Below are 23,247 nucleotides of genomic sequence, written 5' to 3'. Positions count from 1 at the left end.
TTCGCGGAGTCCTACTCCTGCTTCTTGCGGCGGGTGCCGAACACGATCTCGTCCCAGCTCGGGACGGCCGCGCGGCGGCCGGGCCGGACGCCGTCCGCCTCGGCCTGACGGTCGGTCGCGCCGACGAGCCGGTCACGGTGGCTGCCGACGGAGCGCGGCATGAGGACGTCCGCGTAGGCGGAGCCGGCCGAAGCGGCGGGCGCCGGCGGCTCCTCGGCGGCGGGCTCGTCGTCGGTCTCCTCCGGGGACTCCGCCGGGCGCTCCGGGACCACCAGGTCGCCGCGGAAGCTCGGTACGGCCTCCAGCAGGCTGGTCAGCGAGTCGCGTTCGCCCGTGCTCTCCTCCGCCGGCTCCGACGCCTGCGCGGGCAGGCTGGGCCGTTCCCGGTCGCTCCGGTCGAGGGCGCGGTCCATCCCCCGCTCGCGCGGCAGCCGCGCGATCCGCGGGACGAACGGGAAGCTCGGCTCCGGCACGGCGAGGTCGTCGGACTCGCCGATCAGCGAGCGCGCCTCGTCGTCCACGGCCTGGACGAGCCGCCGGGGCGGGTCGTACGTCCAGCTCGCCGAGTGCGGTTCGCCCGCGACTTGATAGACGAGGAGCACTTCCCAGGTGCCGTCGTCGCGGCGCCAGGAGTCCCACTGCACGGTGTCCTTCTCGGCACCGCGCAGCAGCAGCCGCTCCTGTACCGCCTCGCCGAGGAGCGGGCCGGAGTTCTCGCCGGGGCGGCGGACGGGCGTCTTGCGGGCCCGCTCGGCCATGAAGGCGCGCTCGGCCAGCACCGGACCCTCGAAGCGCCGCACCCGGTCGACGGGGATGCCGGCGAGCTGGGCGACCTCTTCCGCGGTCGCACCCGCACGTATACGGGCCTGGATGTCGCGGGGGCGGAGATGGCTCTCCACCTCGATCTCGATCTGGCCGAGGCGGGGCCGGTCGCCGCGCACGGCGGCGCGCAGGCGTTCGTCGATCGGAAGTGTGTACTCCGTGGAGTCGGCAGCCTTGAGCACCAGCCGTGTGCCGTCATTCGAGACGGCCACGACACGCAGTTCGGGCATGGGGACCTCCCGGGTGGTGCCTGCCGACGTCACGTGCGTCGCTGCTTCCGCTAGTCGAGTGTGGCCTGCCCGGGTGCAGCCTGCCACAACCTTGCCGAGTTGCCCGGCGTGTCGGGCACGGGCCCGGGACCGCCGTTATGGCACGGTTACCTGTTCGCAACGCTAAGTGACCAACTCCGTCACCCTGTGCAACTAGCCCCCTCCCGGCGGTCCTGCAAGGCCGCGGGCACCCTGGTAGGAGGCCGGGCCCAGGGCTCGCAACAGTACTCCATTCGGACCACGTGCGTGGATCGGCGCGCGGTCCAACTTCCGGCAAGAGAGCCGACTTCGCCGTCCGCAACCGGTTTTGTCGATCATGAACGTGGTGAACTTCACGCAATCACCAGAAACGGAACTAATGGTTTCGTCTGTACGTCCCCTTCTCGTGCAGTCGGTCGAGCAATGTCGATCAAGTACGGGAAAGGCAGGCAAGTTCCGGGTATGCGTGAGACACCCGATACGGGTCGCAAGCGGATCGACCTGAGCGTCCCCCAGGTCGCGGGCAGCGCCCTGGCGGCGGTCGTGGCGGCCAAACTGGCTTCGTACTTCGGGGTGTACGGCACGATCCTCGGCGCCGGAGTGGTCAGCGTCGTCGCCACCTGCGGGGGCTCGCTGTTCCAGCACTTCTTCAAGCGGACCGGCGAGCAGTTCCGGGAGAAGACCGTGGCGACGGCCCGGCCGGGCGAACGGACGGCCCCGCCGCCCGGCGAGTTCACCGCGGGCACCGTCTACCGCGCCCGCGTGAGGGGCCGGCGCGGCCCGCTGGTCGCCGCCGCCCTGGTCTTCGGGGTCACCATGGCCGGCATCACGACGTACGAGCTGGTGTCCGGCGACAGCTTCAGCGGCGGCGGGGGCACGACGGTCAGCGACGCGGTCACCGGCCGCGGGTCGTCCGGCGGCAAGTCCGTGGACTCGCCCGCCTCTTCGGGCACACCGTCGCCGGAGCGCACGCCGTCCACCGGCGACGGCGCGACCCGGGGCACTCCGCGGGGCACGTCCCCGGCCCCCGGCGACCCGACGGGCGGGGCGCCGAGCACCGGTCCGGACGGGAAGCCGAGCGGCGGACCCGGCGGGGAACCGAGCGGCGACCCGGCCACTCCGGCCCCCACACCCGGCACGCCCGACGCGTCGGCCACGACGCCTACGCCCCCAGAACCCTCCTCAAGTAGTCGTTCTGGAACAGACGTTCCGGGTCGAGACGATCCCGCAGCGCGGTGAACTCGCCGAAGCGCGGGTACACCCGGGCGAGGTACTCCGCGTCCCGCGTGTGCACCTTGCCCCAGTGCGGACGCCCCTCGTGCGCGGTGAAGATGCGCTCGGCGGCGGTGAAGTACGCCTGGTACGGCGTGCCCCGGAACATGTGCACCGCGATGTAGGCGCTGTCCCGGCCGGACGCGGTGGACAGGGCGATGTCGTCGGCCGGGGCGGTGCGCACCTCGACCGGGAAGCTCACCCGCAGGCCCGAGCGGTCGACCATGGCCCGCAGCTCGCGCAGCGTCTCCACCAGGGCGGCGCGCGGGACGGCGTACTCCATCTCCAGGAAGCGCACCCGGCGCGGCGAGGTGAAGACCTTGTAGGGAATGTCCGTGTACGTCCGTGCGGACAGGGCCTTGCTGGAGACCCGGGCGATCGCGGGGATCGTGGCCGGGGCGGCGCGGCCGGCCCACTGGGCCGCCTGGAACACCCCGTTGGAGAGGAACTCGTCCTCGAACCAGCCGGCCAGCCGCCCCACCGGCTGCTCGGGGCCGGCGCTGCGGTTGTTGCGCTTGGTGTTGGTGCTGCCCGTGTGCGGGAACCAGTAGAACTCGAAGTGCTCGTTCTCGGCCCACAGCTGATCGAACTCGGCGAGGACCCGCTCCAGGGGCATCGGCTCCTCGCGCGCAGTGAGCAGGAAGAGGGGCTCCACGGCGAACGTGATCGCGGTGACGACGCCCAGGGCGCCGAGGCCGATGCGGGCGGCGGCGAAGACCTCGGGGTTCTCCTTCTCGGAACAGGTGAGCACCGAGCCGTCGGCCGTGACCAGTTCGAGCCCCTTGATCTGGGCGGCGATGGAGGCGGACTCGCGCCCCGTGCCGTGCGTGCCGGTACTGGTGGCTCCCGAGACGGTCTGCTCCATGATGTCGCCCATGTTGGTGAGCGACAGACCCTCGCGCGCGAGAGCGGCATTGAGTCTCTTGAGCGGGGTACCGGCGTCCACGGTGACCGTCATGGATTCCCTGTCGACCTTGCGTATGCCGGTCAACAGTTGAGGGCGTATCAACACACCGTCGGTGGCGGCGATCGAGGTGAAGGAGTGCCCGGTCCCGACCGCCTTCACCTTCAGACCGTCCTCCCGGGCCCGGCGCACCGCCGCGGCCAGTTCCTCCACCGAGGCCGGTGCGATCTGCCGGGCGGGCCGGGCGGTGACGTTCCCGCCCCAGTTACGCCAGGTGCCGTACTTCCCGCTCGCCGTGCTGCTCAACGGTGCCTCCCCGACCCGCGGCCGGCCTGCGCAGCCGGCGGTACCCGAGGAAACCGACCGCGACCGCGACGGCTCCGGACACCGCCGGAACCCCGTACCCGGCCCGCGCTCCGGCGGCGTCGATCACCCAGCCGGCCGCGGACGAGCCGAGCGCGACGCCGACCGCGAGGCCGGTGCTCACCCAGGTCATGCCCTCGGTGAGCTGCGCGCGAGGTACGTGCTCTTCGATGAGGGACATCGTCGTGATCATCGTCGGCGCGATGGACAGCCCCGCAACGAACAGCGCCACGGCCAGAAGCGGCAGGTTTCCGACCAGTAGGAGGGGGATCATACTCACGGCCATCGCCGCCACGCCCAGCAGCCAGCGGCGTTCCGGCGCACCGCCCAAGCGCAGCAGCCCGAAGACCACGCCGGCCGCACAGGAGCCGGCCGCGTACAGCGCCAGGACGACGCTCGCGGCGCCCTTGTGGCCCCGCTCGTCGGCGAAGGCGACGGTGACCACGTCCACGGCCCCGAAGATCGCGCCGGTCGCCACGAAGGTCGCCACCAGCACCTGGAGCCCGGCCGAGCGCAGGGCGCTGCCGCCGCCGCTGCGCTCACGCGGGTGCGGCTCGGGCTCGGTGGCGCGCTGGGCGGTCAGCCAGACGACGCCGGCCGCGAGGAAGCAGGCGGCCAGCAGCGGGCCGGCCTCCGGGAACCAGGCCGTGGACAGTCCGATGGAGATGATCGGCCCGAAGATGAAGCAGACCTCGTCCACGACCGACTCGAACGAGTAGGCGGTGTGGAGCTGGGGCGTGCCCCGGTACAGCGCCGCCCAGCGGGCCCGGATCATCGCGCCCAGGCTCGGTACCGACCCGATCCCGGCGGCGCACACGAACAGCGCCCAGTCCGGCCATTCGAAGTGCGCGGCGAGCAGCAGTCCGGCCGCCGCGACCAGGGCCACCAGGGTCGCGGGGCGCAGCACCCGGCGCTGCCCGTGCCGGTCCACCAGCCGGGAGATCTGCGGTCCGATCGCGGCGGCGGACAGCGCGACGGTGGCCGACAGGGCGCCCGCGAGGCCGTACCGCCCGGTGAGCTGGGAGACCATCGTGACCACGCCGATGCCCATCATCGACAGCGGCATCCGGCCGAGGAATCCCGCGGCGGAGAACGCCTTGGTGCCGGGCGCGTCGAACAGGGCTCTGTAGGGGCTGGGCACGGGGACTCCGAAGCGGTCGTAAGGCGCGAATGCGACGGATACAGCTTACGAGTTAGGGCACCCTAATTGAACGGTGTTCGACGGAGGGAATTGCTGGTACAAATCGACCCGAACCCTCTGTGATCCGATTCTTCTCCCCGCTGTTTCCCCGCTGTCGGTGCCGGGTGGCAGGATCGACTCATGCCAGACGCGCTCGATGCCACCCCGTACGACGCCCTCCTCCTGCTCTCCTTCGGCGGCCCCGAAGGCCCGGACGACGTGGTCCCGTTCCTGGAGAACGTCACGCGCGGGCGCGGCATCCCGAGGGAACGCCTCAAGGAAGTCGGGCAGCACTACTTCCTCTTCGGCGGGGTCAGCCCCATCAACGACCAGAACCGCGCCCTGCTGGACGCCCTGCGCAAGGACTTCGCCGAACACGGCCTGGACCTGCCGGTCTACTGGGGCAACCGCAACTGGGCGCCGTACCTCACGGACACCCTGCGCGAGATGGCCGCCGACGGCCGCCGCCGCATCCTGGTCCTCGCCACCAGCGCCTACGCCTCCTACTCGGGCTGCCGCCAGTACCGCGAGAACCTCGCCGACGCGCTGGCCGCCCTGGCGGCGGAGGGCCTGGAGCCGCCGAAGACCGACAAGCTGCGGCACTACTTCAACCACCCCGGCTTCGTCGAGCCCATGACCGACGGCGTGCTGCGCTCCCTCGCGGACCTTCCCGAGGACGTCCGCGCGGGCGCCCACATCGCCTTCACCACCCACTCCATCCCGACCGCCGCGGCCGACACCTCGGGCCCCGTGGAGGCCCACGGCGAGGGCGGTGCCTACGTCGCACAGCACCTGGACGTGGCCCGGCTGATCGCCGACGCCGTCCGCGAGCGCACCGGCGTCGACCACCCCTGGCGGCTCGTCTACCAGTCCCGCTCCGGCGCCCCGCACATCCCCTGGCTGGAGCCCGACATCTGCGACCACCTGGAGGAGCGGCAGGCGGCCGGCGTCCCGGCCGTGGTCATGGCCCCCATCGGCTTCGTCTCCGACCACATGGAGGTCCTCTACGACCTCGACACCGAGGCGCAGGCCAAGGCCGAGGAGCTGGGCCTGCCGGTGCGCCGTTCGGCCACCGTGGGCGCCGACCCGCGGTTCGCCGCGGCCGTCCGCGAGCTGATCCTGGAGCGGGCCGCCGTGGAGCGCGGCCAGGAGGTCACCCCCTGCGCGCTGGGCGCGCTCGGCCCGAGCCACCAGCTCTGCCCGGTCGGCTGCTGCCCGGCCCGTGCCCCCCGCCCGGCCGCCGCGGGCGCCGACAGCCCCTACGCGTGAGGAGACCCGTGACCGACGCCCTGCACCGGGACCTGCTCGCCCTGGCCCAGGAGGCCGCCCGCCGCGCCGGCGAGCTGCTGCGGGACGGCCGCCCGGCCGACCTCGCCGTGGCGAAGACCAAGTCCAGCCCCATCGACGTGGTCACCGAGATGGACATCGCGGCGGAGAAGCTGATCACCGACCTGATCTCCGGCCGGCGCCCCGAAGACGGCTTCCTCGGCGAGGAAGGGGCCTCCGCCCCCGGCACGAGCGGCATCCGCTGGGTCATCGACCCGCTGGACGGCACCGTCAACTACCTCTACGGGCTGCCGACCTGGGCCGTGTCCATCGCGGCCGAGCAGGACGGCGAGACCGTCGTCGGGGTCGTCACGGCTCCGATGCGCGGGGAGACTTACCACGCCGTCCGGGGCGGCGGCGCGTGGGCCACGGGCGCGTGGGAGGGCGAACGGGCGCTCGCCTGCCGGCCCGCGCCGCCGCTGGACCAGGCGCTGGTCTCCACCGGATTCAACTACGTCACGGAGGTCCGCGCCCACCAGGCCCGGATCGCCGCCCGCCTCATCCCCCTGCTCCGGGACATCCGGCGCGGCGGCTCGGCGGCGGTCGACCTGTGCGACGTGGCCTGCGGCCGGCTCGACGGGTACTACGAGCGCGGGCTGAACGCGTGGGACTACGCGGCGGGGGACCTGATCGCCAGGGAAGCCGGTGCGCTGACCGGTGGACGGCCCGGAGAGCGGCTCTCACGGGATCTGACGGTCGCGGGTACACCGGGGGTCTTCGAGCCGCTCCAGGGCCTGCTGGAGGACTTCGGGGCGTGGCACGACTGACCGGCGCCGCGCCCGGCCCCGGCCCCGGCGCCGCCGGGGCACACGCAAAGGACCCCGGCGCTGGATTCGCCGGGGTCCCTTGTTGCGCTTTCGGCCGATCAGACGCGTGACGCGCCGACCTCCACACCGTGTTCGGCGGCGAGGCGTCGCAGGTCGTCGAGCTCGCCCTGCTCCACCTCGACGAGGAAGTCGTCGCCCTCGTCACGAGCCCGCGACAGGTCGGACTCGGTCGCCTTTATGCGCTGCAGAAGTCCTGCGGTGAAAGCGTCCATGCTGCGCCCCCTCGTCCTGGGTCGTGGGTCGGGTGGCACGGGGGTGTGCCGGAGGGAAGGGGCGATCACAGCTCTCGCAGGTGCCCAGCGCTGCCCGGCCGGGCGGCGACGGTGCCGGACACCCGCGCCCACTCTGCGAAGCGGATGGCGGGGTACCGCATGGTGCTGCGGCACATGCAGAGCGTGATCGCGGGGTGTAAAGCCGTCCTCCCCCAGCTCCCCTCCGCGGAAACCTCACCGGAGGAGAAAATCTCGTATTCCCGCCCCACGACTCCGGTCCCTGTGGCCCCGTCCCCGCCTTACAGCCGACTTATGGCCGAAAAGGGCAGGATGGGGGTCACACCCTACGCAGCCCCCTGCCCGCACGCGCCCACGGCGCGCTACGCGGGTGGACAGAGGAAGGACAAGCGACGTGCGCGTACTCGTCGTCGAGGACGAGCAACTGCTCGCCGATGCGGTGGCCACCGGCCTGCGCCGGGAGGCCATGGCCGTCGACGTCGTGTACGACGGTGCGGCCGCCCTGGAGCGCATCGGCGTCAACGACTACGACGTGGTCGTCCTCGACCGCGACCTCCCGCTCGTGCACGGCGACGACGTCTGCCGCAAGATCGTCGAGCTGGGCATGCCCACACGAGTGCTGATGCTCACCGCGTCCGGCGACGTGAGCGACCGGGTCGAGGGCCTGGAGATCGGCGCCGACGACTACCTGCCCAAGCCCTTCGCGTTCAGCGAGCTGATCGCGCGCGTGCGCGCCCTCGGCCGCCGCACCAGCGTGCCGCTGCCGCCGGTCCTGGAACGTGCCGGCATCAAGCTCGACCCGAACCGCCGCGAGGTCTTCCGCGACGGCAAGGAGGTCCAGCTCGCGCCCAAGGAGTTCGCGGTGCTGGAGGTGCTGATGCGCAGCGAGGGCGCGGTCGTCTCCGCCGAGCAGCTGCTGGAGAAGGCCTGGGACGAGAACACCGACCCGTTCACCAACGTGGTGCGCGTCACGGTGATGACGCTGCGCCGCAAGCTGGGCGAACCGCCTGTCATCGTCACCGTGCCCGGCTCCGGCTACCGGATCTGACCGCCGTGGCCGCGACCCCGGCGCCGGCCCAGGCGCCCCCGAAACCCACCTGGGACCCCAGGCGGCCGCAGGCCCCCTTCCCGTGGCTGCGCCCGACCATCCGCATACGGCTGACGCTGCTGTACGGCGGCATGTTCCTGATCGCCGGCATCCTGCTGCTGTCGATCATCTATCTGCTGGCCGCACAGGCGATCAGCACCGGCAACCAGCCGCTGTTCAGGATCGTCAGCTTCTCGCAGGGCTCCCAGCTCAAGGTCTCCAGCGCCAACTGCCCCGCGATCAACGCGACCAGCCTGTCGCTGCAGGACTTCAACGACGCGATCGCCCACTGCGTGGACCAGCAGCGCCAGGAGGCCCTGGACAACCTGCTCAGCCGCTCCCTGCTGGCTCTGCTCGGCCTTGCCGTGATCGCCTTCGCCTTCGGTTACGCGATGGCCGGCCGCGTGCTGTCCCCGCTCGGCCGGATCACCCGCACCGCACGACAGGTGGCCGGATCCGATCTGTCCCGCCGGATCGAACTGGACGGCCCCGACGACGAGCTGAAGGAGCTGGCGGACACCTTCGACGACATGCTGGAACGGCTGCAGCGGGCCTTCACGGCACAGCAGCGCTTCGTGGGGAACGCCTCGCACGAGCTGCGCACCCCGCTCGCGATCAACCGCACGCTGCTCGAGGTGCACCTGTCGGATCCGCACGCGCCGGTGGAGCTGCAGCAGCTCGGCAAGACGCTGCTGGCCACCAACGAGCGCAGCGAACAGCTGGTCGAGGGACTGCTGCTGCTCGCCCGCAGTGACAACCAGATCGTCGAGCGCAAGCCGGTCGACCTGGCCGAGGTCGCCACCCAGGCCGTCGACCAGGTGCACGCCGAGGCCGAGGCCAAGGGCGTGGAGATCCGCGGCGAGCGCAAACCGGCCGTGACGCAGGGCAACGGCGTGCTTCTCGAACGGATCGCGCTGAACCTCGTCCAGAACGCGGTGCGCTACAACGTGCCCGAGAACGGCTGGGTCGAGGTGGACACCGAGGTCCGGCACGGCCAGGCGGTACTGACCGTGTGCAACACGGGACCAGTGGTGCCGGCGTACGAGATCGACAACCTCTTCGAGCCCTTCCGGCGGCTCCGTACCGAGCGCACGGGCAGCGACAAGGGCGTCGGCCTCGGCCTGTCCATCGTGCGGTCCGTGGCCCGGGCGCACGGCGGACACATCCTGGCCCAGCCCCGGGAGGGAGGCGGCCTGGAGATGCGCGTCACGCTGCCGGTGTGATGAGGAACCGACACACGAGGGGGGTGTTCGCTGCACGCGGAATTTTTCGACGGCCGGACGGGCTTCTTCTTGTGTGATCGATCACATGGGCGGATTTCCGGCCATGTACGCACGGTGATCATGACAGAAGGTGGAAAGCCGGGAAAGTCCTGGTTTTCAGGGCTCTTGATCACGGGAAGTACACGGTGAGGCGCCTTTGAGGTGCGGCATTCGAACCGTGTACGGTCCTCACCGCCAGCCAAGCCGATCACTCTTGAGGGGTCGGGTTGGGTGTCGATTGAGTAACAGACCTTGATGTGAGGCAAAATCTCCGCCTCAGGTCGGGCACAAGTCCGGCCTCTCACGCGTTACGTGCGCTGGAGACACCGCAGACACCCAGAGGGGGAGAGCGATATGGCAACCGATTACGACACTCCACGCAAGACCGACGACGACGTCGACTCGGACAGCCTTGAAGAGCTGAAGGCCCGGCGGAACGACAAGTCCACCTCGTCGGTGGACGTCGACGAGTTCGAGGCCGCCGAGGGCCTCGAACTGCCCGGCGCCGACCTCTCGAACGAGGAGCTGGCCGTCCGGGTGCTGCCCAAGCAGCAGGACGAGTTCACCTGCATGAGCTGCTTCCTGGTGCACCACCGCAGCCAGCTGGCCCGCGAGAAGAACGGTCAGCCGATCTGCCGCGACTGCGACTGAGGACGGGTCGGCCATGTCTGGCTCGACCCCTCCACGGAAGCGCCGCTTCTCCCTCGGGAAAGCGGACCAAGGGCCGTCCGACGGCCCGCACGGCGCGCGTGACGACGAGCGGGGCTCACCCGGAACGGGAGCCTCGCTCGTACCGGCGGCCGACCGGGAGGACCGGCCGGCGCCGCCGCAGCACCCCACGCCCGTCGCGCGGCGCCGGGCGGTGGTGATCGGCGCGAAGGCCCGGGATCTGGCCCGTGAGGGCGCCCGTAGGGGCGGTAGCCGGGCCCGCGAGGGGCTTGGGTACCTCGCGGACCGGATCATCGAGATCGCCCCGCGTGTCCCCGTACGCGACCTCGCGACCCTGCGCAGGCAGTTCCCCGGTCTCGGACCCGAGGAACTCGCCGACAAGCTGGTGGCGGGCGCCGCGGCCGGCACCTCGACGGTCGGAGCCGGAGTCGGGGCGGCGGCCATGCTGCCCGTACCGCCGGCCATGCCGACCGAGCTGGCCGCGGAGATCACCGGGGTCGCCGCGATCGAGCTGAAGCTGGTCGCCGAACTGCACGAGGTCTACGGCGTACGCCCGCCGGGCAACCTCAAGACCCGCAGCACCGCGTATCTGTCCTCCTGGTCGGGGGAGCGCGGGGTCGACGTGATGAAGCCGTCGACGTACGACACGGCCCTGGGCGGCCGGATGAAACGCGAGCTGCGCCAGCGGATCATGAAGCGGATGGTCCGCAACCTGCCCAACCTGATGCCGTTCATGGTCGGAGCCGCGGTCGGGGCGGTCATGAACCGCCGGGACACCAGGAAACTCGCGGCACACATCCGTGCCGACCTGCGCAAGGCACAGGTGCCGTGGGACGAGCTGCGGGAGCTGCCGCCGCTGGAGAAGCCGGCGGAACCCCTGCGGATGAACGACCTCCCGAAGGAGCTCTGACCGCTCCGGCCACCGAGTCCCGCGCGCTGCGGAGGAGTCCCGCGCGCTCTGGAGGAGTTTCGCGCGCTCTAGGCGTGCGTCTTCCGCGCCGCCTCGATCGCTGCCGCCAGCCGCTCCGGCTCCCGCGTCGACAGGTACAGGTACGGCGTCGGGTCCTCCGGGTCCGTGACCTCGACGCGCAGCGCCCCGGGGATGTACGCGCGCAGCAGCAGGAAGGCGCGGGTGTCGGCCTTGTACGTCCGCCAGGCGCGGGCCTCCTCCGCGTCCAGCACCTCAGCCGTGCCGAGCGCCGACACCGGGATCTTCGCCTCGCCCGCGATGAGGGAGTCGCCCACGACGCGGATGCGCGGGGAGCCGTAGGCGCTGGCCACCACCGCCGCGGCGGCCGTGCCGCCGACCAGGCCACCGAGGAGCGGCAGGGTGCCGAACGGGAGCAGGATCAGGGCGAACGAGACACCCACGAGGAAGCTGATCAGCCACCACGAGCGCGGGGCGGTGAGGCGTTCTTCGTAAGGGGTGGCGGAGGGCTGCATGACGTCAAGCTTGGCACGGGAGCCCGATCCCCCCGGCATCAGGGGGAGCCGGTGCGGGCGGGGCGACGGCGGGCATCAGCCGGAGGCGGTGCCGGGCGCGGCCGGGCGGGGCGACGGCGGGTGACGGGCGGCCGGGTAAGGTCTGCGCCTGTGAGTGGTAGTTCCGCAGCTCTTCAGCCTCCCGCCGACGCGGGTGAACCGGTACGGCACCCCGACGCGCCCGCGCCCGGGGAACTCCTGGGTGCCCACTACGAACACTGTTTCGGGTGCGGCCCCGGACAGTCGCACGGACTGCACCTGGAGGCCCGGGCCGGCGAGGGGGTCTCGCTGACCGCCGAGTTCACCGTGCAGCCGGCCCACCAGGGCGCCCCGGGCCTCGCGCACGGCGGAGTGCTCGCCACGGCCCTGGACGAGACCCTCGGCTCGCTCAACTGGCTGCTGCGGACCATCGCCGTCACCGGACGCCTGGAGACGGACTTCGTGCGGCCCGTGCCCGTGGGCACCACGCTGTATTTGGAGGCCGCGGTGACCGCCGTGGCCGGGCGGAAGATCTACTCCACCGCCACCGGGCGCATAGGCGGCCCCGACGGCCCGGTCGCCGTCCGCGCCGACGCCCTCTTCATCGAGGTGAAGGTGGACCACTTCATCGACCACGGCCGCGGCGAAGAGATCCGCGCCGCCATGAACGACCCGGACCAGATCCGGCGTGCCCGCGCCTTCGAGGTGAACCCGTGATGCCGGCAGACCCCGCGGGCCGCGGCCCCCTGGACGTGCTCATCCGGCGCGTAGACCCGGACGTACCGCTTCCGGCGTACGAACACCCCGGGGACGCCGGCGCCGATCTGCGCACCACCCGGGCGTGCGAGCTGGGACCCGGCGAACGGGCCGTCCTGCCGACAGGGGTGTCGATCGCCCTGCCGGAGGGGTACGCGGCTTTCGTGCATCCGCGTTCCGGCCTCGCCGCCCGCTGCGGTGTCGCCCTCGTGAATGCCCCGGGGACGGTTGACGCCGGGTACCGTGGGGAGATCAAGGTGATCGTGGTGAATCTCGACCCGCGCGAGAGCGTGCGGTTCGAGCGCTTCGACCGGATCGCCCAACTGGTCGTCCAGCAGGTCGAGAGGGTCCGCTTCCAGGAGGTGGCGGAACTTCCCGGCTCGGCGCGGGCCGAAGGGGGCTTCGGGTCCACCGGTGGCCATGCCGCGGTGGGCGACGAGAGCGGCACAAGCGGTCAGGCCGCCGAGGGCGGTCCGACGGGTGGGAATCGATACGCTTCGGTCGTATCCGACCGGGAAGGACAGTGACGTGTTCGGACGTCGCAACAAGAAGGGTGCCGCCGAGGACGCGGCCGGCGAGGCCGAGCAGGTCGTCGACAGCGTCGACAGCGAGGCGGACGAGGAAGAGGCCGAGCGCGAGCGCGTCCGGCTGGAGCCGGGGCCCCGGCCCGACGGGCCGTGGGACAGCAGCGAGGTGCGGGACCCGGCCGAGGGCCGGGTGGACCTCGGTGGTCTGTTCGTGCCGGGCGTCGACGGCATGGAGCTCCGGGTCGAGGTCGCGGGTGACGCCATCGTCGCCGCGACCGTCGTGCTGCGCGACAGCGCCATTCAGCTCCAGGCGTTCGCCGCACCCAAGCGCGAGGGCATCTGGGGCGAGGTCCGCGAGGAGATCGGCTCCGGGATCACCCAGCAGGGTGGCATCATCGACGAGGTCGAGGGCCCGCTCGGCTGGGAGCTGCGCGCCCAGGTGCCGGTGCAGCTGCCGGACGGCACGGGCGGCTTCCAGGTCGTGCGGTTCGTCGGCGTGGACGGCCCGCGCTGGTTCCTGCGCGGTGTGATCTCCGGCCAGGGCGCGGTGCAGCCGCAGGCCGCCGGGCTGCTGGAGCAGATCTTCCGCGACACGGTCGTGGTCCGCGGCGAGGGTCCGATGGCCCCGCGCGACCCGATCGTCCTCAAGCTGCCGAACGATGCCCAGATGGTCCCCGAGGGCGTCCAGCAGGAGGAGGGCTCGCGCTTCTCCGGCGGGATGGGGCAGCTGCAGCGGGGGCCGGAGATCACCGAAGTGCGTTAGCGGCTGTCGGCCGGGGCCTGCGGGGCGCCTGGTCCAGCCATGGGACACGGGCCGTGCCTCTGAGGGGTGCGGCCCGTTGTCGTGGGCGCACGCGGTGGGCTGTCGCGGGCGGGCCCGTGACCGTCCTGTGCGGCGCCGTCGTGGCCGGTCGCGCAGTTCCCCGCGCCCCTTCGGGGCGCTGTCGTCGTGGCCCTAGCCGGGTGGTGCGTCGCGCGGGGATACTGGCGCCCGGTCGACGGGGGAGGCGGCATGAGTGGTCAGGTGGTCACCGACACCATGGTGCGGGTGGAGGACGTCCACCGGTCGTACGGGCGGGGGGCCGCGGCCGTCCACGCGCTGCGCGGGGTGTCCTTCGAGGTGCCCCGCGGCGAACTCGTCGCCCTCAAGGGACGTTCCGGCTCCGGTAAGACCACACTGCTGAACATCGTCGGCGGCCTCGACACCCCCGACCGGGGCGGGGTCGAGGTCGACGGGCTCCGCCTCGGCGAGCTGGGCGAGAGCGAGCTGCTGCGGCTGCGCCGGGACCGGGTCGGCTTCGTCTTCCAGTCCTTCGGGCTCATCCCCATCCTCAGTGCCGCGGAGAACGTCGGCGTGCCGCTGCGGCTGCGCCGCGCCGACCCGCGCGAGCGCGAGGAACGGGTCGAACTGCTGCTCTCCCTCGTGGGACTCGCCGGCCACGCGGCCCAGCGGCCCGGCGAGCTGTCCGGCGGCCAGCAGCAGCGGGTCGCCATCGCCCGGGCCCTGGCCAACCGCCCCGCCCTGCTCATCGCCGACGAGCCCACCGGCCAGCTCGACGCCGAGACCGGCCACGCCGTCATGGAACTGCTGCGGGCCGTCGTCCACAGCGAGCAGGTCACCGCCCTGGTCGCCACGCACGACGCGACCCTGCTGGACCTGGCCGACCGGGTGCTGGAGCTGCGCGACGGCGAGATTCGCGAGCACTGAACCGGCCCGGCCCGAGCACGGAACCGTCCGGCCCGAGCACGGAACAGACCGGCCCGATCGCTGGTGCGGCCGCTCGCCGACGGGATCGTCGGCGCACCGTGCCGGGCTCATCAGGGTTGCGTCAAAGTTGCCCACCGCTCGCCCTCCTGTCCCGTTTGCCGTGATTGTTGGCCGTAGGGTCGACGCTGCGTAGGCGACAGGTACGGGAAGACAATGGGGCCATGGCACGCGGCAAGCTTCGGATCTACCTCGGCGCGGCACCGGGCGTGGGCAAGACGTACGCCATGCTCGCCGAGGCGCACCGCCGGATCGAGCGGGGCACCGACTGCGTGGTCGCGTTCGTGGAACACCACGGCCGGCCGCGCACCGAGGTGATGCTGCACGGCCTGGAGCAGGTACCGCGCCGGCAGCTGGAGTACCGGGGCGCCACCTTCGGCGAGATGGACGTCGACGCCGCCCTGCGCCGCGCCCCCGCCGTCGCCGTCGTGGACGAACTGGCCCACACCAACGTCCCCGGCTCCCGCAACGCCAAGCGCTGGCAGGACGTCGAGGAACTGCTCGCCGCCGGGATCGACGTCGTCTCCACCGTCAACATCCAGCACCTGGAGTCACTCGGTGACGTCGTGGAGTCGATCACCGGGGTGCGCCAGCGCGAGACCGTCCCGGACGAGGTCGTACGGCGGGCCGACCAGATCGAGCTGGTCGACATGTCGCCGCAGGCGCTGCGCCGGCGCATGGCCCACGGCAACATCTACCAGCCGGACAAGGTCGACGCGGCCCTCTCCAACTACTTCCGGCCCGGCAACCTCACCGCCCTGCGCGAACTCGCCCTGCTGTGGGTGGCCGACCGGGTCGACGAGTACCTGAACGAGTACCGCAGCGAACACCACGTCTCGAAGATATGGGGCTCGCGGGAGCGGATCGTGGTCGGCCTGACCGGCGGCCCCGAGGGGCGCACCCTGATCCGCCGGGCCGCCCGGCTCGCCGAGAAGGGTGCCGGCGGCGAGGTCATGGCCGTCTACATCGCCCGCAGCGACGGGCTGACCGCCGCCTCCCCGAAGGAACTGGCCGTCCAGCGCACCCTGGTGGAGGACCTGGGCGGAACCTTCCACCACGTCGTCGGCGACGACATCCCCGCCGCCCTGCTGGACTTCGCCCGTGGCGCGAACGCCACCCAGATCGTGCTGGGCTCCTCGCGCCGCAAGGCCTGGCAGTACGTCTTCGGGCCCGGCGTGGGCGCCACCGTCGCCCGGGACTCCGGCCCCGACCTGGACGTGCACATCGTCACCCACGACGAGGTCGCCAAGGGCCGGGGGCTGCCCGTGGCGCGCGGCGGCCGGCTCGGGCGGGCGCGGATCATCTGGGGCTGGGCGGTCGGCCTGGCCGGTCCCGCCGTCCTCGCGGTGCTGCTGAACACCGTCGACCTCGGTCTCGCCAACGACATGCTGCTGTTCCTCGCCGTCACCGTCGCCGCGGCCCTGCTCGGCGGTCTGCTGCCGGCGCTGGCCTCGGCGGCCCTCGGCTCGCTGCTGCTGAACTACTTCTACACCCCGCCGCTGCACCGGCTGACCATCGCCGACCCGAAGAACATCGTCGCCATCGCGATCTTCTTCGGGGTCGGCATGTCGGTCGCCTCGGTGGTCGACCTCGCCGCCCGCCGCACGCAGCAGGCCGCCCGGCTGCGCGCCGAGTCGGAGATCCTCTCCTTCCTCGCCGGGAACGTGCTGCGCGGCGAGACCGGCCTGGAGGAGCTGCTGGAGCGGGTCCGTGAGACCTTCGCCATGGAGTCGGCCGCCCTGCTGGAACGCGAGCGCGACGTCGCGCCCTGGACCTGCGCGGGCCGCGCCGGGTTCGGGCCGGAGCTGGAGCGCCCCGAGGACGCCGATGTCGACGTGCCCGTCGGCGACCACATGGCGCTCGCGCTCACCGGCCGGGTGCTGCCCGCCGCGGACCGCCGGGTGCTCGCCGCGTTCGCCGCCCAGGCGGCCGTCGTCCTCGACCGCAGGCGTCTGCAGGAGGAGGCCGACCAGGCCCGCGCGCTCGCCGAGGGCAACCGCATCCGCACCGCCCTGCTGGCCGCCGTCAGCCATGACCTGCGCACCCCGCTGGCCGGCATCAAGGCCGCCGTGTCCTCCCTGCGCTCCGACGACGTGGCCTGGTCCGAGGAGGACCAGGCGGAGCTGCTGGAGGGCATCGAGGAGGGCGCGGACCGGCTCGACCACCTGGTGGGCAACCTGCTGGACATGTCCCGGCTCCAGACCGGTACGGTCACCCCGCTGATCCGGGAGATAGACGTGGACGAGGTCGTGCCGATGGCCCTCGGCGGCGTACCCGAGGACAGCGTCGAGCTGGACGTGCCCGAGACCCTGCCGATGGTCGCCGTCGACCCCGGCCTGCTGGAACGGTCGGTGGCCAATCTGGTGGAGAACGCCGTCAAGTACAGTCCGCGCGGGCAGCGCGTCCTGGTCTCCGCCAGCGCCATCGCCGACCGGGTGGAGGTGCGCGTGGTGGACCGGGGCCCGGGCGTGCCGGACGAGGCCAAGGACCGCATCTTCGAGCCCTTCCAGCGGTACGGTGACGCCCCGCGGGGTGCCGGCGTCGGGCTGGGCCTCGCGGTCGCCCGGGGCTTCGCCGAGGCCATGGGCGGCACCCTCAACGCCGAGGACACGCCGGGCGGCGGGCTCACCATGGTGCTCAGCCTCCGCGCGGCGGGAGCACGCGCCGCCACCGTCCCGCCCGGAGCGGACACCGCACAGGCCCCTGACGGCACGGGCATCGCACCGGTCCCCGGCGGGTCCGGCATCGCAGAACCAGAAAGGCAGACCCTATGACCCGGGTGCTCGTGGTCGACGACGAGCCGCAGATCGTGCGCGCCCTCGTGATCAACCTCAAGGCGCGCAAGTACGAGGTCGACGCGGCCCCCGACGGCAGGACCGCGCTCGAACTCGCCGCCTCCCGCCACCCCGACGTGGTCGTCCTCGACCTGGGCCTGCCCGACATGGACGGCGTCGAGGTGATCAAGGGCCTGCGCGGCTGGACCCGGGTGCCGATCCTGGTCCTCTCCGCCCGCCACTCCTCGGACGAGAAGGTCGAGGCGCTGGACGCGGGCGCCGACGACTACGTGACCAAGCCGTTCGGCATGGACGAGCTGCTGGCCCGGCTGCGGGCCGCCGTCCGCCGGGCCGAGCCGGTCGGGCCGGGCGAGGAGGATCTGACGACCGTCGAGACCGAGGGCTTCGCCGTCGACCTCGCCGCCAAGAAGGTCAACCGAGGCGGCAAGGACGTCCGGCTCACCCCGACCGAGTGGCACCTGCTGGAGGTGCTGGTCCGCAACACCGGCCGCCTGGTCAGCCAGAAACAGCTGCTGCAGGAGGTGTGGGGACCGTCGTACGGGACCGAGACCAACTACCTGCGGGTCTACATGGCCCAGCTGCGCCGCAAGCTGGAATCGGACCCCTCCCACCCGAAGCACTTCATCACGGAGCCGGGCATGGGGTACCGGTTCGAGAAGTGAGCTGGCTTACAGCTCCGTCGGCGGGCACCGGTACGCTTCACATATGACTGCTGTTCCTCGTTCCGAAAAGCCGGCCGGCCGGTTCCGGCGCATGCTCGACCGGCTCTCCTCGTCGCAGGAGGACCTGGAGTCCGAGGAGCTGCGCGAGGACGCCGAGACGGCGGGCTGCACGAAGATCGGCGACTGCCATGACCGGCAGATCGTCACCGTAACTGGTACCTTGCGCACGGTCACCCTGCGTCCACGCGCCGGCGTCCCGGCCCTGGAGGCGGAACTGTTCGACGGCTCCGCCGCGCTGGACGTGGTGTGGCTCGGCAGGCGCTCCATCGTAGGCATAGAACCGGGGCGCAAGCTGATCGCATCGGGCCGGATCTCGATGAGCCGGGGCCGCCGGGTGCTGTTCAACCCGAAATACGAACTGCGACCCCTCGGACGGGAGTAGCCGGTGACGTCACTCGACAAGCCGACCGAAGCCACCGACCAGACTCGGCCCGACGACGCCCGCGCGGTGACCGAGGCGGCGCTGTTCGAGGCCTTCGGCGGGGTCCGCGGCATGGTCGAGACGGTCGTGCCGGGCCTGCTCTTCGTCGCGATCTTCACGGTCAACAAGGACCTGCATATCTCCGCGATCGCCGCGCTGGCGGTGTCCCTGCTGCTGGTCGTGGTCCGGCTGGCCATGAAGGACACGGTCAAGCACGCTTTCAGCGGCGTCTTCGGCGTGGCCTTCGGTGTCGTCTTCGCGATGTTCACCGGCAACGCCAAGGACTTCTACCTCCCCGGCATGCTCTACACGCTGGGCCTGGCGCTGGCGTACATCGTCACGACCCTCGCCGGGGTGCCCCTGATCGGCCTCATCCTGGGCCCGGTCTTCAAGGAGAACCTCTCCTGGCGCACCCGTAACCCCGGCCGGAAGAAGGCGTACGCCAAGGCCAGTTGGGCCTGGGGCCTGATCCTGCTCGCCAAGTGCGCGATCCTCTTCCCGCTGTACTGGTGGGCGGACACCGCCCAGCTCGGCTGGGTCCTGATCGCCCTGAAGATCCCGCCGTTCCTGCTCGCGGTCTGGCTGACCTGGCTCTTCCTGGGCAAGGCCCCCGCGCCCATCGACGTCTTCGCCGAGATGGAGGCCGAGGAGAAGGCGGAGGAGGCGCGCAAGGAGGCGCTGGCCGCGGAGGGCGGCGAGGCGCAGGGCGGCCGGCACCGCCGCGACGCGTAGACAGCCGTCGTACGACGACGAGGGGCGCCCCGGAAGAACCGGGGCGCCCCTCGTCGTCGTGGCGCCGGACCGCGTCAGGCCTCTTCCCGCCGCACCGACAGCAGTTCCTCCAGCTGTTCCTCCCGGGCCTGCGCGGCCACGAACAGCAGCTCGTCGCCCGCCTCCAGGGAGTCCTCCTTGGACGGCGTCAGCACGCGGGTCCCGCGGATGATCGTGACCAGGGAGGTGTCCTGCGGCCACTCCACGTCCCCGACCTGAGTACCGGCCAGGGCCGACTCCTCGGGCAGGGTCAGCTCGACGAGGTTGGCGTCGCCGTGGCTGAAGCGCAGCAGCCGGACCAGGTCGCCGACGCTCACCGCCTCCTCGACCAGGGCAGACATCAGACGCGGGGTGGAGACGGCCACGTCGACGCCCCAGGACTCGTTGAACAGCCACTCGTTCTTGGGGTTGTTCACCCGGGCCACGACGCGCGGAACGCCGTACTCCGTCTTGGCGAGCAGCGAGACGACCAGGTTGACCTTGTCGTCGCCGGTCGCGGCGATCACGACGTTGCAGCGCTGCAGCGCCGCCTCGTCAAGGGAGGTGATCTCACAGGCGTCGGCGAGCAGCCACTCCGCCTGCGGGACGCGCTCGACCGAGATGGCGGTCGGCGCCTTGTCGATCAGCAGGACCTCGTGGCCGTTCTCCAGCAGCTCGCCCGCGATCGAGCGGCCGACGGCGCCGGCTCCGGCAATGGCGACCCTCATCAGTGACCGCCCTCCTCTTCCGGGCCACCGGCGAAGGCCGCCTCGACCTTCTCCACGTCGTCCGTCCGCATCATCACGTGCACGAGGTCGCCCTCCTGCAGCACCGTCTGGGAGGTGGGCAGGATCGCCTCGCCCAGGCGGGTCAGGAACGCCACCCGGACGCCCGTCTCCTCCTGCAGCTTGCTGATCTTGTGGCCGACCCACTTCGGCGAGACGTGCACCTCGGCGAGCTGGACCCCGCCGGTGGGGTCGCGCCACAGCGGCTCGGCCCCGGAGGGCAGCAGGCGGCGCAGCATCTGGTCGGCGGTCCAGCGGACCGTGGCCACCGTCGGGATGCCCAGGCGCTGGTAGACCTCGGCGCGGCGGGGGTCGTAGATGCGGGCGGCCACGTTCTCCACGCCGAACATCTCACGGGCCACGCGCGCGGAGATGATGTTGGAGTTGTCACCGCTGGAGACGGCGGCGAAGGCGCCGGCCTCCTCGATGCCCGCCTCGCGCAGGGTGTCCTGGTCGAACCCGACCCCGGTGACCCGGCGTCCCCCGAACCCCGGGCCCAGCCGGCGGAAGGCAGTGGGGTCCTGGTCGATCACGGCGACCGTGTGGCCCTGTTGCTCCAGGGTCTGGGCAAGAGCGGAACCCACTCTTCCGCAGCCCATGATGACGATGTGCACGACCGTCCTTCCGGTGTCCAAAAGTTACTGCTCGGGATCAGGGTCTCAGACCGACGCCCAAAGCTACACACGGGCGCCGTGGGGTGGGCACCCCTGTGCCTGGCCCGGCGGGAGCCGCCTGCGAGTGATGCTGCGCACGCTGCACAGGGTCAGGATTCCGAGGCCGGCCAGGGCGAGCACCGCCCCGATCAGCACCGCGGTCGCGGGCATGTAACCTCCGAAGTGCGAAGACAGACGGGGTTTGCCATCTAGACATGGAGGGCACACCAACCACGGATTCCGCAGTTCCGTGCGCCCCCGAATTCACTCGTGAGGCAGATCGCGCATGCCGGGTGGGCGGGTGCCAGTTCGAAGGCTTACGATCCTCTCTCGTGTCCAAACTGACCGACGTGCCCAAACGGATCCTGATCGGGCGCGCACTGCGCAGTGACCGGCTGGGCGAAACGCTCCTGCCGAAGCGCATCGCACTCCCCGTCTTCGCCTCCGACCCGCTGTCCTCCGTCGCCTACGCGCCGGGGGAGGTCCTGCTGGTCCTGTCCATCGCGGGCGTGTCGGCGTACCACTTCAGCCCCTGGATCGCCGTCGCGGTCGTCGTGCTGATGTTCACCGTGGTCGCCTCCTACCGGCAGAACGTCCACGCCTACCCGAGCGGCGGCGGTGACTACGAGGTCGCCACCACCAACCTCGGTCCCAAGGCCGGCCTCACCGTGGCCAGCGCCCTGCTCGTGGACTACGTCCTCACGGTCGCCGTCTCCATCGCCTCCGGCATCGAGAACCTCGGCTCCGCGATCCCCTTCGTGGTCGAGCACAAGGTGCTCTGCGCGGCCGCCGTCATCGTCCTGCTGACGCTGATGAACCTGCGCGGCGTGAAGGAGTCCGGCAAGCTCTTCGCGATCCCGACGTACGTGTTCGTCGGCGGCGTCTTCGTCATGATCGCGTGGGGTGCGTTCCGGGGCCTCGTCCTCGGCGACACCATGCATGCGCCGACGGCCGACTACCACATCAAGGCCGAGCACCAGGGGCTCGCGGGCTTCGCGCTCGTCTTCCTGCTGCTGCGCGCCTTCTCCTCCGGCTGTGCCGCCCTGACGGGCGTGGAGGCCATCTCCAACGGGGTCCCGGCCTTCCGCAAGCCCAAGTCGAAGAACGCGGCGACCACGCTCGCGATGATGGGCCTGCTCGCCGTCACCATGTTCTGCGGCATCATCGCCCTCGCGATGGCGACGAAGGTCCGGATGGCCGAGCACCCCGCCACCGACCTGATCCACAACGGCGTCCCGGTCGGTTCCGGCTACGTCCAGAACCCGGTGATCTCCCAGGTCGCCGAGGCGGTCTTCGGCAAGGGCAGCTTCCTGTTCATCCTGCTGGCCGCCGCCACCGCGCTGGTGCTGTTCCTGGCCGCCAACACGGCCTACAACGGCTTCCCGCTGCTCGGCTCGATCCTCGCCCAGGACCGCTACCTGCCGCGCCAGCTGCACACCCGCGGCGACCGGCTCGCCTTCTCCAACGGCATCGTGCTGCTCGCCGGCGCGGCGGCCCTCCTCGTGGTCATCTACGGCGCGGACTCCACGCGGCTGATCCAGCTCTACATCGTCGGCGTGTTCGTGTCCTTCACGCTCAGCCAGACCGGCATGGTCCGGCACTGGAACCGCCACCTCGCCGTCGAGAAGGACCCGGCCAAGCGCCGCCACATGGTCCGCTCCCGCGCGATCAACGCCTTCGGCGCCTTCTTCACCGGCCTGGTGCTGGTCGTCGTCCTGGTCACCAAGTTCACGCACGGTGCCTGGGTGGCCCTGCTCGGCATGTGCATCTTCTACGCGACGATGACGGCGATCCGGAAGCACTACGACCGCGTCGCCGAGGAGATCGCGGCCCCCGAGGGCCCGGCCGACGACATGGTCCGCCCGTCCCGGGTCCACTCCGTCGTCCTGATCTCCAAGATCCACCGCCCGACGCTCCGTGCCCTGGCCTACGCCAAGCTGATGCGCTCGGACACCCTTGAGGCGCTGACGGTCAACGTCGACCCGGCCGAGACCAAGGCCCTGCGCGAGGAGTGGGAGCGGCGCGGGATCGACGTACCGCTGAAGGTCCTCGACTCGCCGTACCGCGAGGTCACCCGCCCGGTGATCGAGTACGTCAAGAGCCTGCGCAAGGAGTCCCCGCGCGACGCGGTCTCCGTGATCATCCCCGAGTACGTGGTCGGCCACTGGTACGAGCACCTGCTGCACAACCAGAGCGCCCTGCGCCTCAAGGGCCGCCTGCTCTTCACCCCGGGGGTCATGGTGACCTCGGTGCCGTACCAGCTGCAGTCCTCCGAGGCGGCCAAGCTGCGGGCCCGCAAGCGGCAGGAGTGGAACGCCCCGGGTGCGGTCCGGCGCGGCCCGGCGGTGGAGCGGCCGAAGGAGTCCTCGGCGGCCAAGGACTGAGGCACGGCGGGGAGGCCGTAGACTGGTGGGCTGTTGTC

At 71.6% G+C, this 23,247-nt stretch carries 24 protein-coding genes; 16 read left to right on the top strand and 8 right to left on the bottom strand.

Annotated elements, in window-relative coordinates; genetic code table 11:
* Window positions 1-11: 11 nt before the first annotated feature.
* Window positions 12-1,052 (bottom strand): septation protein SepH, encoded by a 1,041-nt coding sequence (gene sepH, locus FHS34_RS26795; RefSeq protein WP_184969916.1) that lies wholly within the window; start codon window positions 1,050-1,052, stop codon window positions 12-14.
* A gap of 480 nt (window positions 1,053-1,532) precedes the next feature.
* On the opposite strand from sepH, the gene FHS34_RS26790 reads away from it, so the two are divergent.
* On the top strand, window positions 1,533-2,309 hold the full coding sequence (locus FHS34_RS26790) for a hypothetical protein (RefSeq protein ID WP_184969914.1): 777 nt from the start codon (window positions 1,533-1,535) through the stop codon (window positions 2,307-2,309).
* Here FHS34_RS26790 and FHS34_RS26785 read toward each other — a convergent pair.
* Window positions 2,233-3,552, bottom strand: a complete 1,320-nt coding sequence (locus tag FHS34_RS26785; RefSeq protein WP_184969912.1) for a D-arabinono-1,4-lactone oxidase — start codon at window positions 3,550-3,552, stop codon at window positions 2,233-2,235. The two genes, FHS34_RS26790 and FHS34_RS26785, sit on opposite strands and share 77 nt — an antisense overlap.
* Window positions 3,512-4,750, bottom strand: a complete 1,239-nt coding sequence (locus FHS34_RS26780) for an MFS transporter (protein ID WP_184969910.1) — start codon at window positions 4,748-4,750, stop codon at window positions 3,512-3,514. Before FHS34_RS26780 ends, FHS34_RS26785 begins: the two co-directional genes overlap by 41 nt.
* Before the next feature lie 180 nt (window positions 4,751-4,930).
* Between FHS34_RS26780 and FHS34_RS26775 the strand changes: the two genes are divergently transcribed.
* The gene (locus FHS34_RS26775; protein WP_184969908.1) at window positions 4,931-6,058 is read left to right on the top strand and encodes a ferrochelatase; all 1,128 of its coding nucleotides are present in this window, start codon (window positions 4,931-4,933) and stop codon (window positions 6,056-6,058) included.
* A gap of 8 nt (window positions 6,059-6,066) precedes the next feature.
* On the top strand, window positions 6,067-6,882 hold the full coding sequence (locus FHS34_RS26770; RefSeq protein WP_184969906.1) for an inositol monophosphatase family protein: 816 nt from the start codon (window positions 6,067-6,069) through the stop codon (window positions 6,880-6,882).
* Between the two features lie 98 nt (window positions 6,883-6,980).
* Here FHS34_RS26770 and FHS34_RS26765 read toward each other — a convergent pair whose 3' ends face one another.
* Window positions 6,981-7,154, bottom strand: a complete 174-nt coding sequence (locus FHS34_RS26765; protein ID WP_184969904.1) for a hypothetical protein — start codon at window positions 7,152-7,154, stop codon at window positions 6,981-6,983.
* A 412-nt stretch (window positions 7,155-7,566) separates the two neighbouring features.
* Here FHS34_RS26765 and FHS34_RS26760 point away from each other — a divergent pair, with 412 nt between their 5' ends.
* From FHS34_RS26760 to FHS34_RS26745, 4 genes are all read left to right on the top strand, one after another.
* A complete protein-coding gene (locus FHS34_RS26760) occupies window positions 7,567-8,220 on the top strand; it encodes a response regulator transcription factor (RefSeq protein WP_003993508.1) in 654 nt (217 codons plus the stop codon).
* 5 nt (window positions 8,221-8,225) lie between these two features.
* Window positions 8,226-9,482, top strand: a complete 1,257-nt coding sequence (locus FHS34_RS26755) for a sensor histidine kinase (RefSeq protein WP_184969902.1) — start codon at window positions 8,226-8,228, stop codon at window positions 9,480-9,482.
* A gap of 393 nt (window positions 9,483-9,875) precedes the next feature.
* Window positions 9,876-10,172, top strand: coding sequence for a DUF4193 domain-containing protein (locus FHS34_RS26750; RefSeq protein ID WP_003997302.1), 297 nt, complete (start codon window positions 9,876-9,878; stop codon window positions 10,170-10,172).
* A gap of 13 nt (window positions 10,173-10,185) precedes the next feature.
* Window positions 10,186-11,100: a hypothetical protein gene (locus FHS34_RS26745; protein ID WP_184969900.1), complete on the top strand. Its 915-nt coding sequence runs from the start codon at window positions 10,186-10,188 to the stop codon at window positions 11,098-11,100.
* A 68-nt stretch (window positions 11,101-11,168) separates the two neighbouring features.
* Here FHS34_RS26745 and FHS34_RS26740 read toward each other — a convergent pair whose 3' ends face one another.
* Window positions 11,169-11,633, bottom strand: a complete 465-nt coding sequence (locus FHS34_RS26740) for a DUF3093 domain-containing protein (RefSeq protein WP_184969898.1) — start codon at window positions 11,631-11,633, stop codon at window positions 11,169-11,171.
* 150 nt (window positions 11,634-11,783) lie between these two features.
* Between FHS34_RS26740 and FHS34_RS26735 the strand changes: the two genes are divergently transcribed.
* The 8 genes from FHS34_RS26735 to FHS34_RS26700 all read left to right on the top strand — a co-directional run bounded on the left by FHS34_RS26735 (window position 11,784) and on the right by FHS34_RS26700 (window position 19,369).
* Window positions 11,784-12,368, top strand: coding sequence for a PaaI family thioesterase (locus FHS34_RS26735; protein ID WP_184969896.1), 585 nt, complete (start codon window positions 11,784-11,786; stop codon window positions 12,366-12,368).
* On the top strand, window positions 12,368-12,934 hold the full coding sequence (gene dut / locus FHS34_RS26730) for a dUTP diphosphatase (protein ID WP_184969895.1): 567 nt from the start codon (window positions 12,368-12,370) through the stop codon (window positions 12,932-12,934). Before FHS34_RS26735 ends, dut begins: the two co-directional genes overlap by 1 nt.
* Before the next feature lies 1 nt (window position 12,935).
* Window positions 12,936-13,697, top strand: a complete 762-nt coding sequence (locus FHS34_RS26725) for a DUF3710 domain-containing protein (protein ID WP_184969893.1) — start codon at window positions 12,936-12,938, stop codon at window positions 13,695-13,697.
* A gap of 249 nt (window positions 13,698-13,946) precedes the next feature.
* Window positions 13,947-14,642: an ABC transporter ATP-binding protein gene (locus FHS34_RS26720; protein ID WP_184969891.1), complete on the top strand. Its 696-nt coding sequence runs from the start codon at window positions 13,947-13,949 to the stop codon at window positions 14,640-14,642.
* A gap of 221 nt (window positions 14,643-14,863) precedes the next feature.
* Complete coding sequence (locus FHS34_RS26715; protein WP_225817620.1) at window positions 14,864-17,473, top strand: DUF4118 domain-containing protein; 2,610 nt, start codon at window positions 14,864-14,866, stop codon at window positions 17,471-17,473.
* Entirely contained in the window at window positions 17,470-18,156 is a 687-nt protein-coding gene (locus FHS34_RS26710; RefSeq protein ID WP_184969889.1) for a response regulator, read from the top strand. The genes FHS34_RS26715 and FHS34_RS26710 overlap by 4 nt, the downstream gene beginning before the upstream one ends.
* A 43-nt stretch (window positions 18,157-18,199) precedes the next feature.
* Window positions 18,200-18,598, top strand: a complete 399-nt coding sequence (locus tag FHS34_RS26705) for an OB-fold nucleic acid binding domain-containing protein (protein WP_078629620.1) — start codon at window positions 18,200-18,202, stop codon at window positions 18,596-18,598.
* A 3-nt stretch (window positions 18,599-18,601) separates the two neighbouring features.
* Window positions 18,602-19,369 (top strand): DUF3159 domain-containing protein, encoded by a 768-nt coding sequence (locus FHS34_RS26700; protein ID WP_184969887.1) that lies wholly within the window; start codon window positions 18,602-18,604, stop codon window positions 19,367-19,369.
* Window positions 19,370-19,443: 74 nt separating this feature from the next.
* On the opposite strand, the gene FHS34_RS26695 is transcribed toward FHS34_RS26700, so the two are convergent.
* The 3 genes from FHS34_RS26695 to FHS34_RS42010 all read right to left on the bottom strand — a co-directional run bounded on the left by FHS34_RS26695 (window position 19,444) and on the right by FHS34_RS42010 (window position 20,996).
* Window positions 19,444-20,115 carry a potassium channel family protein gene (locus tag FHS34_RS26695; RefSeq protein WP_184969885.1) on the bottom strand — a complete coding sequence of 224 codons (672 nt, stop codon included), beginning with the start codon at window positions 20,113-20,115 and terminating at the stop codon, window positions 19,444-19,446.
* Window positions 20,115-20,786, bottom strand: a complete 672-nt coding sequence (locus FHS34_RS26690) for a potassium channel family protein (protein ID WP_184969883.1) — start codon at window positions 20,784-20,786, stop codon at window positions 20,115-20,117. Before FHS34_RS26690 ends, FHS34_RS26695 begins: the two co-directional genes overlap by 1 nt.
* 63 nt (window positions 20,787-20,849) lie before the next feature.
* A complete protein-coding gene (locus FHS34_RS42010; protein WP_221509486.1) occupies window positions 20,850-20,996 on the bottom strand; it encodes a hypothetical protein in 147 nt (48 codons plus the stop codon).
* A gap of 161 nt (window positions 20,997-21,157) precedes the next feature.
* Here FHS34_RS42010 and FHS34_RS26685 point away from each other — a divergent pair, with 161 nt between their 5' ends.
* A complete protein-coding gene (locus FHS34_RS26685; protein ID WP_184969881.1) occupies window positions 21,158-23,209 on the top strand; it encodes an APC family permease in 2,052 nt (683 codons plus the stop codon).
* The last annotated feature ends 38 nt before the right edge of the window (window positions 23,210-23,247 follow it).

The sequence above is a fragment of the Streptomyces echinatus genome (genome assembly GCF_014203595.1).
GTDB lineage: Bacteria > Actinomycetota > Actinomycetes > Streptomycetales > Streptomycetaceae > Streptomyces > Streptomyces echinatus.
Note: the sequence above shows the minus strand (reverse complement) of the source record. Positions and strands in the feature narration are given on the sequence as shown.

Coding starts and splice junctions, on each gene's coding strand:
- FHS34_RS26710 (WP_184969889.1), top strand. CDS start 17,470: ATGACCCGGGTGCTCGTGGTCGACGACGAGCCGCAGATCGTGCGCGCC.
- FHS34_RS26750 (WP_003997302.1), top strand. CDS start 9,876: ATGGCAACCGATTACGACACTCCACGCAAGACCGACGACGACGTCGAC.
- FHS34_RS26765 (WP_184969904.1), bottom strand. CDS start 7,154: ATGGACGCTTTCACCGCAGGACTTCTGCAGCGCATAAAGGCGACCGAG.
- FHS34_RS26775 (WP_184969908.1), top strand. CDS start 4,931: ATGCCAGACGCGCTCGATGCCACCCCGTACGACGCCCTCCTCCTGCTC.
- FHS34_RS26705 (WP_078629620.1), top strand. CDS start 18,200: ATGACTGCTGTTCCTCGTTCCGAAAAGCCGGCCGGCCGGTTCCGGCGC.
- FHS34_RS26695 (WP_184969885.1), bottom strand. CDS start 20,115: ATGAGGGTCGCCATTGCCGGAGCCGGCGCCGTCGGCCGCTCGATCGCG.
- FHS34_RS26720 (WP_184969891.1), top strand. CDS start 13,947: ATGAGTGGTCAGGTGGTCACCGACACCATGGTGCGGGTGGAGGACGTC.
- dut (WP_184969895.1), top strand. CDS start 12,368: ATGCCGGCAGACCCCGCGGGCCGCGGCCCCCTGGACGTGCTCATCCGG.
- FHS34_RS26715 (WP_225817620.1), top strand. CDS start 14,864: ATGGCACGCGGCAAGCTTCGGATCTACCTCGGCGCGGCACCGGGCGTG.
- FHS34_RS26740 (WP_184969898.1), bottom strand. CDS start 11,633: ATGCAGCCCTCCGCCACCCCTTACGAAGAACGCCTCACCGCCCCGCGC.
- FHS34_RS26745 (WP_184969900.1), top strand. CDS start 10,186: ATGTCTGGCTCGACCCCTCCACGGAAGCGCCGCTTCTCCCTCGGGAAA.
- FHS34_RS26790 (WP_184969914.1), top strand. CDS start 1,533: ATGCGTGAGACACCCGATACGGGTCGCAAGCGGATCGACCTGAGCGTC.
- sepH (WP_184969916.1), bottom strand. CDS start 1,052: ATGCCCGAACTGCGTGTCGTGGCCGTCTCGAATGACGGCACACGGCTG.
- FHS34_RS42010 (WP_221509486.1), bottom strand. CDS start 20,996: ATGCCCGCGACCGCGGTGCTGATCGGGGCGGTGCTCGCCCTGGCCGGC.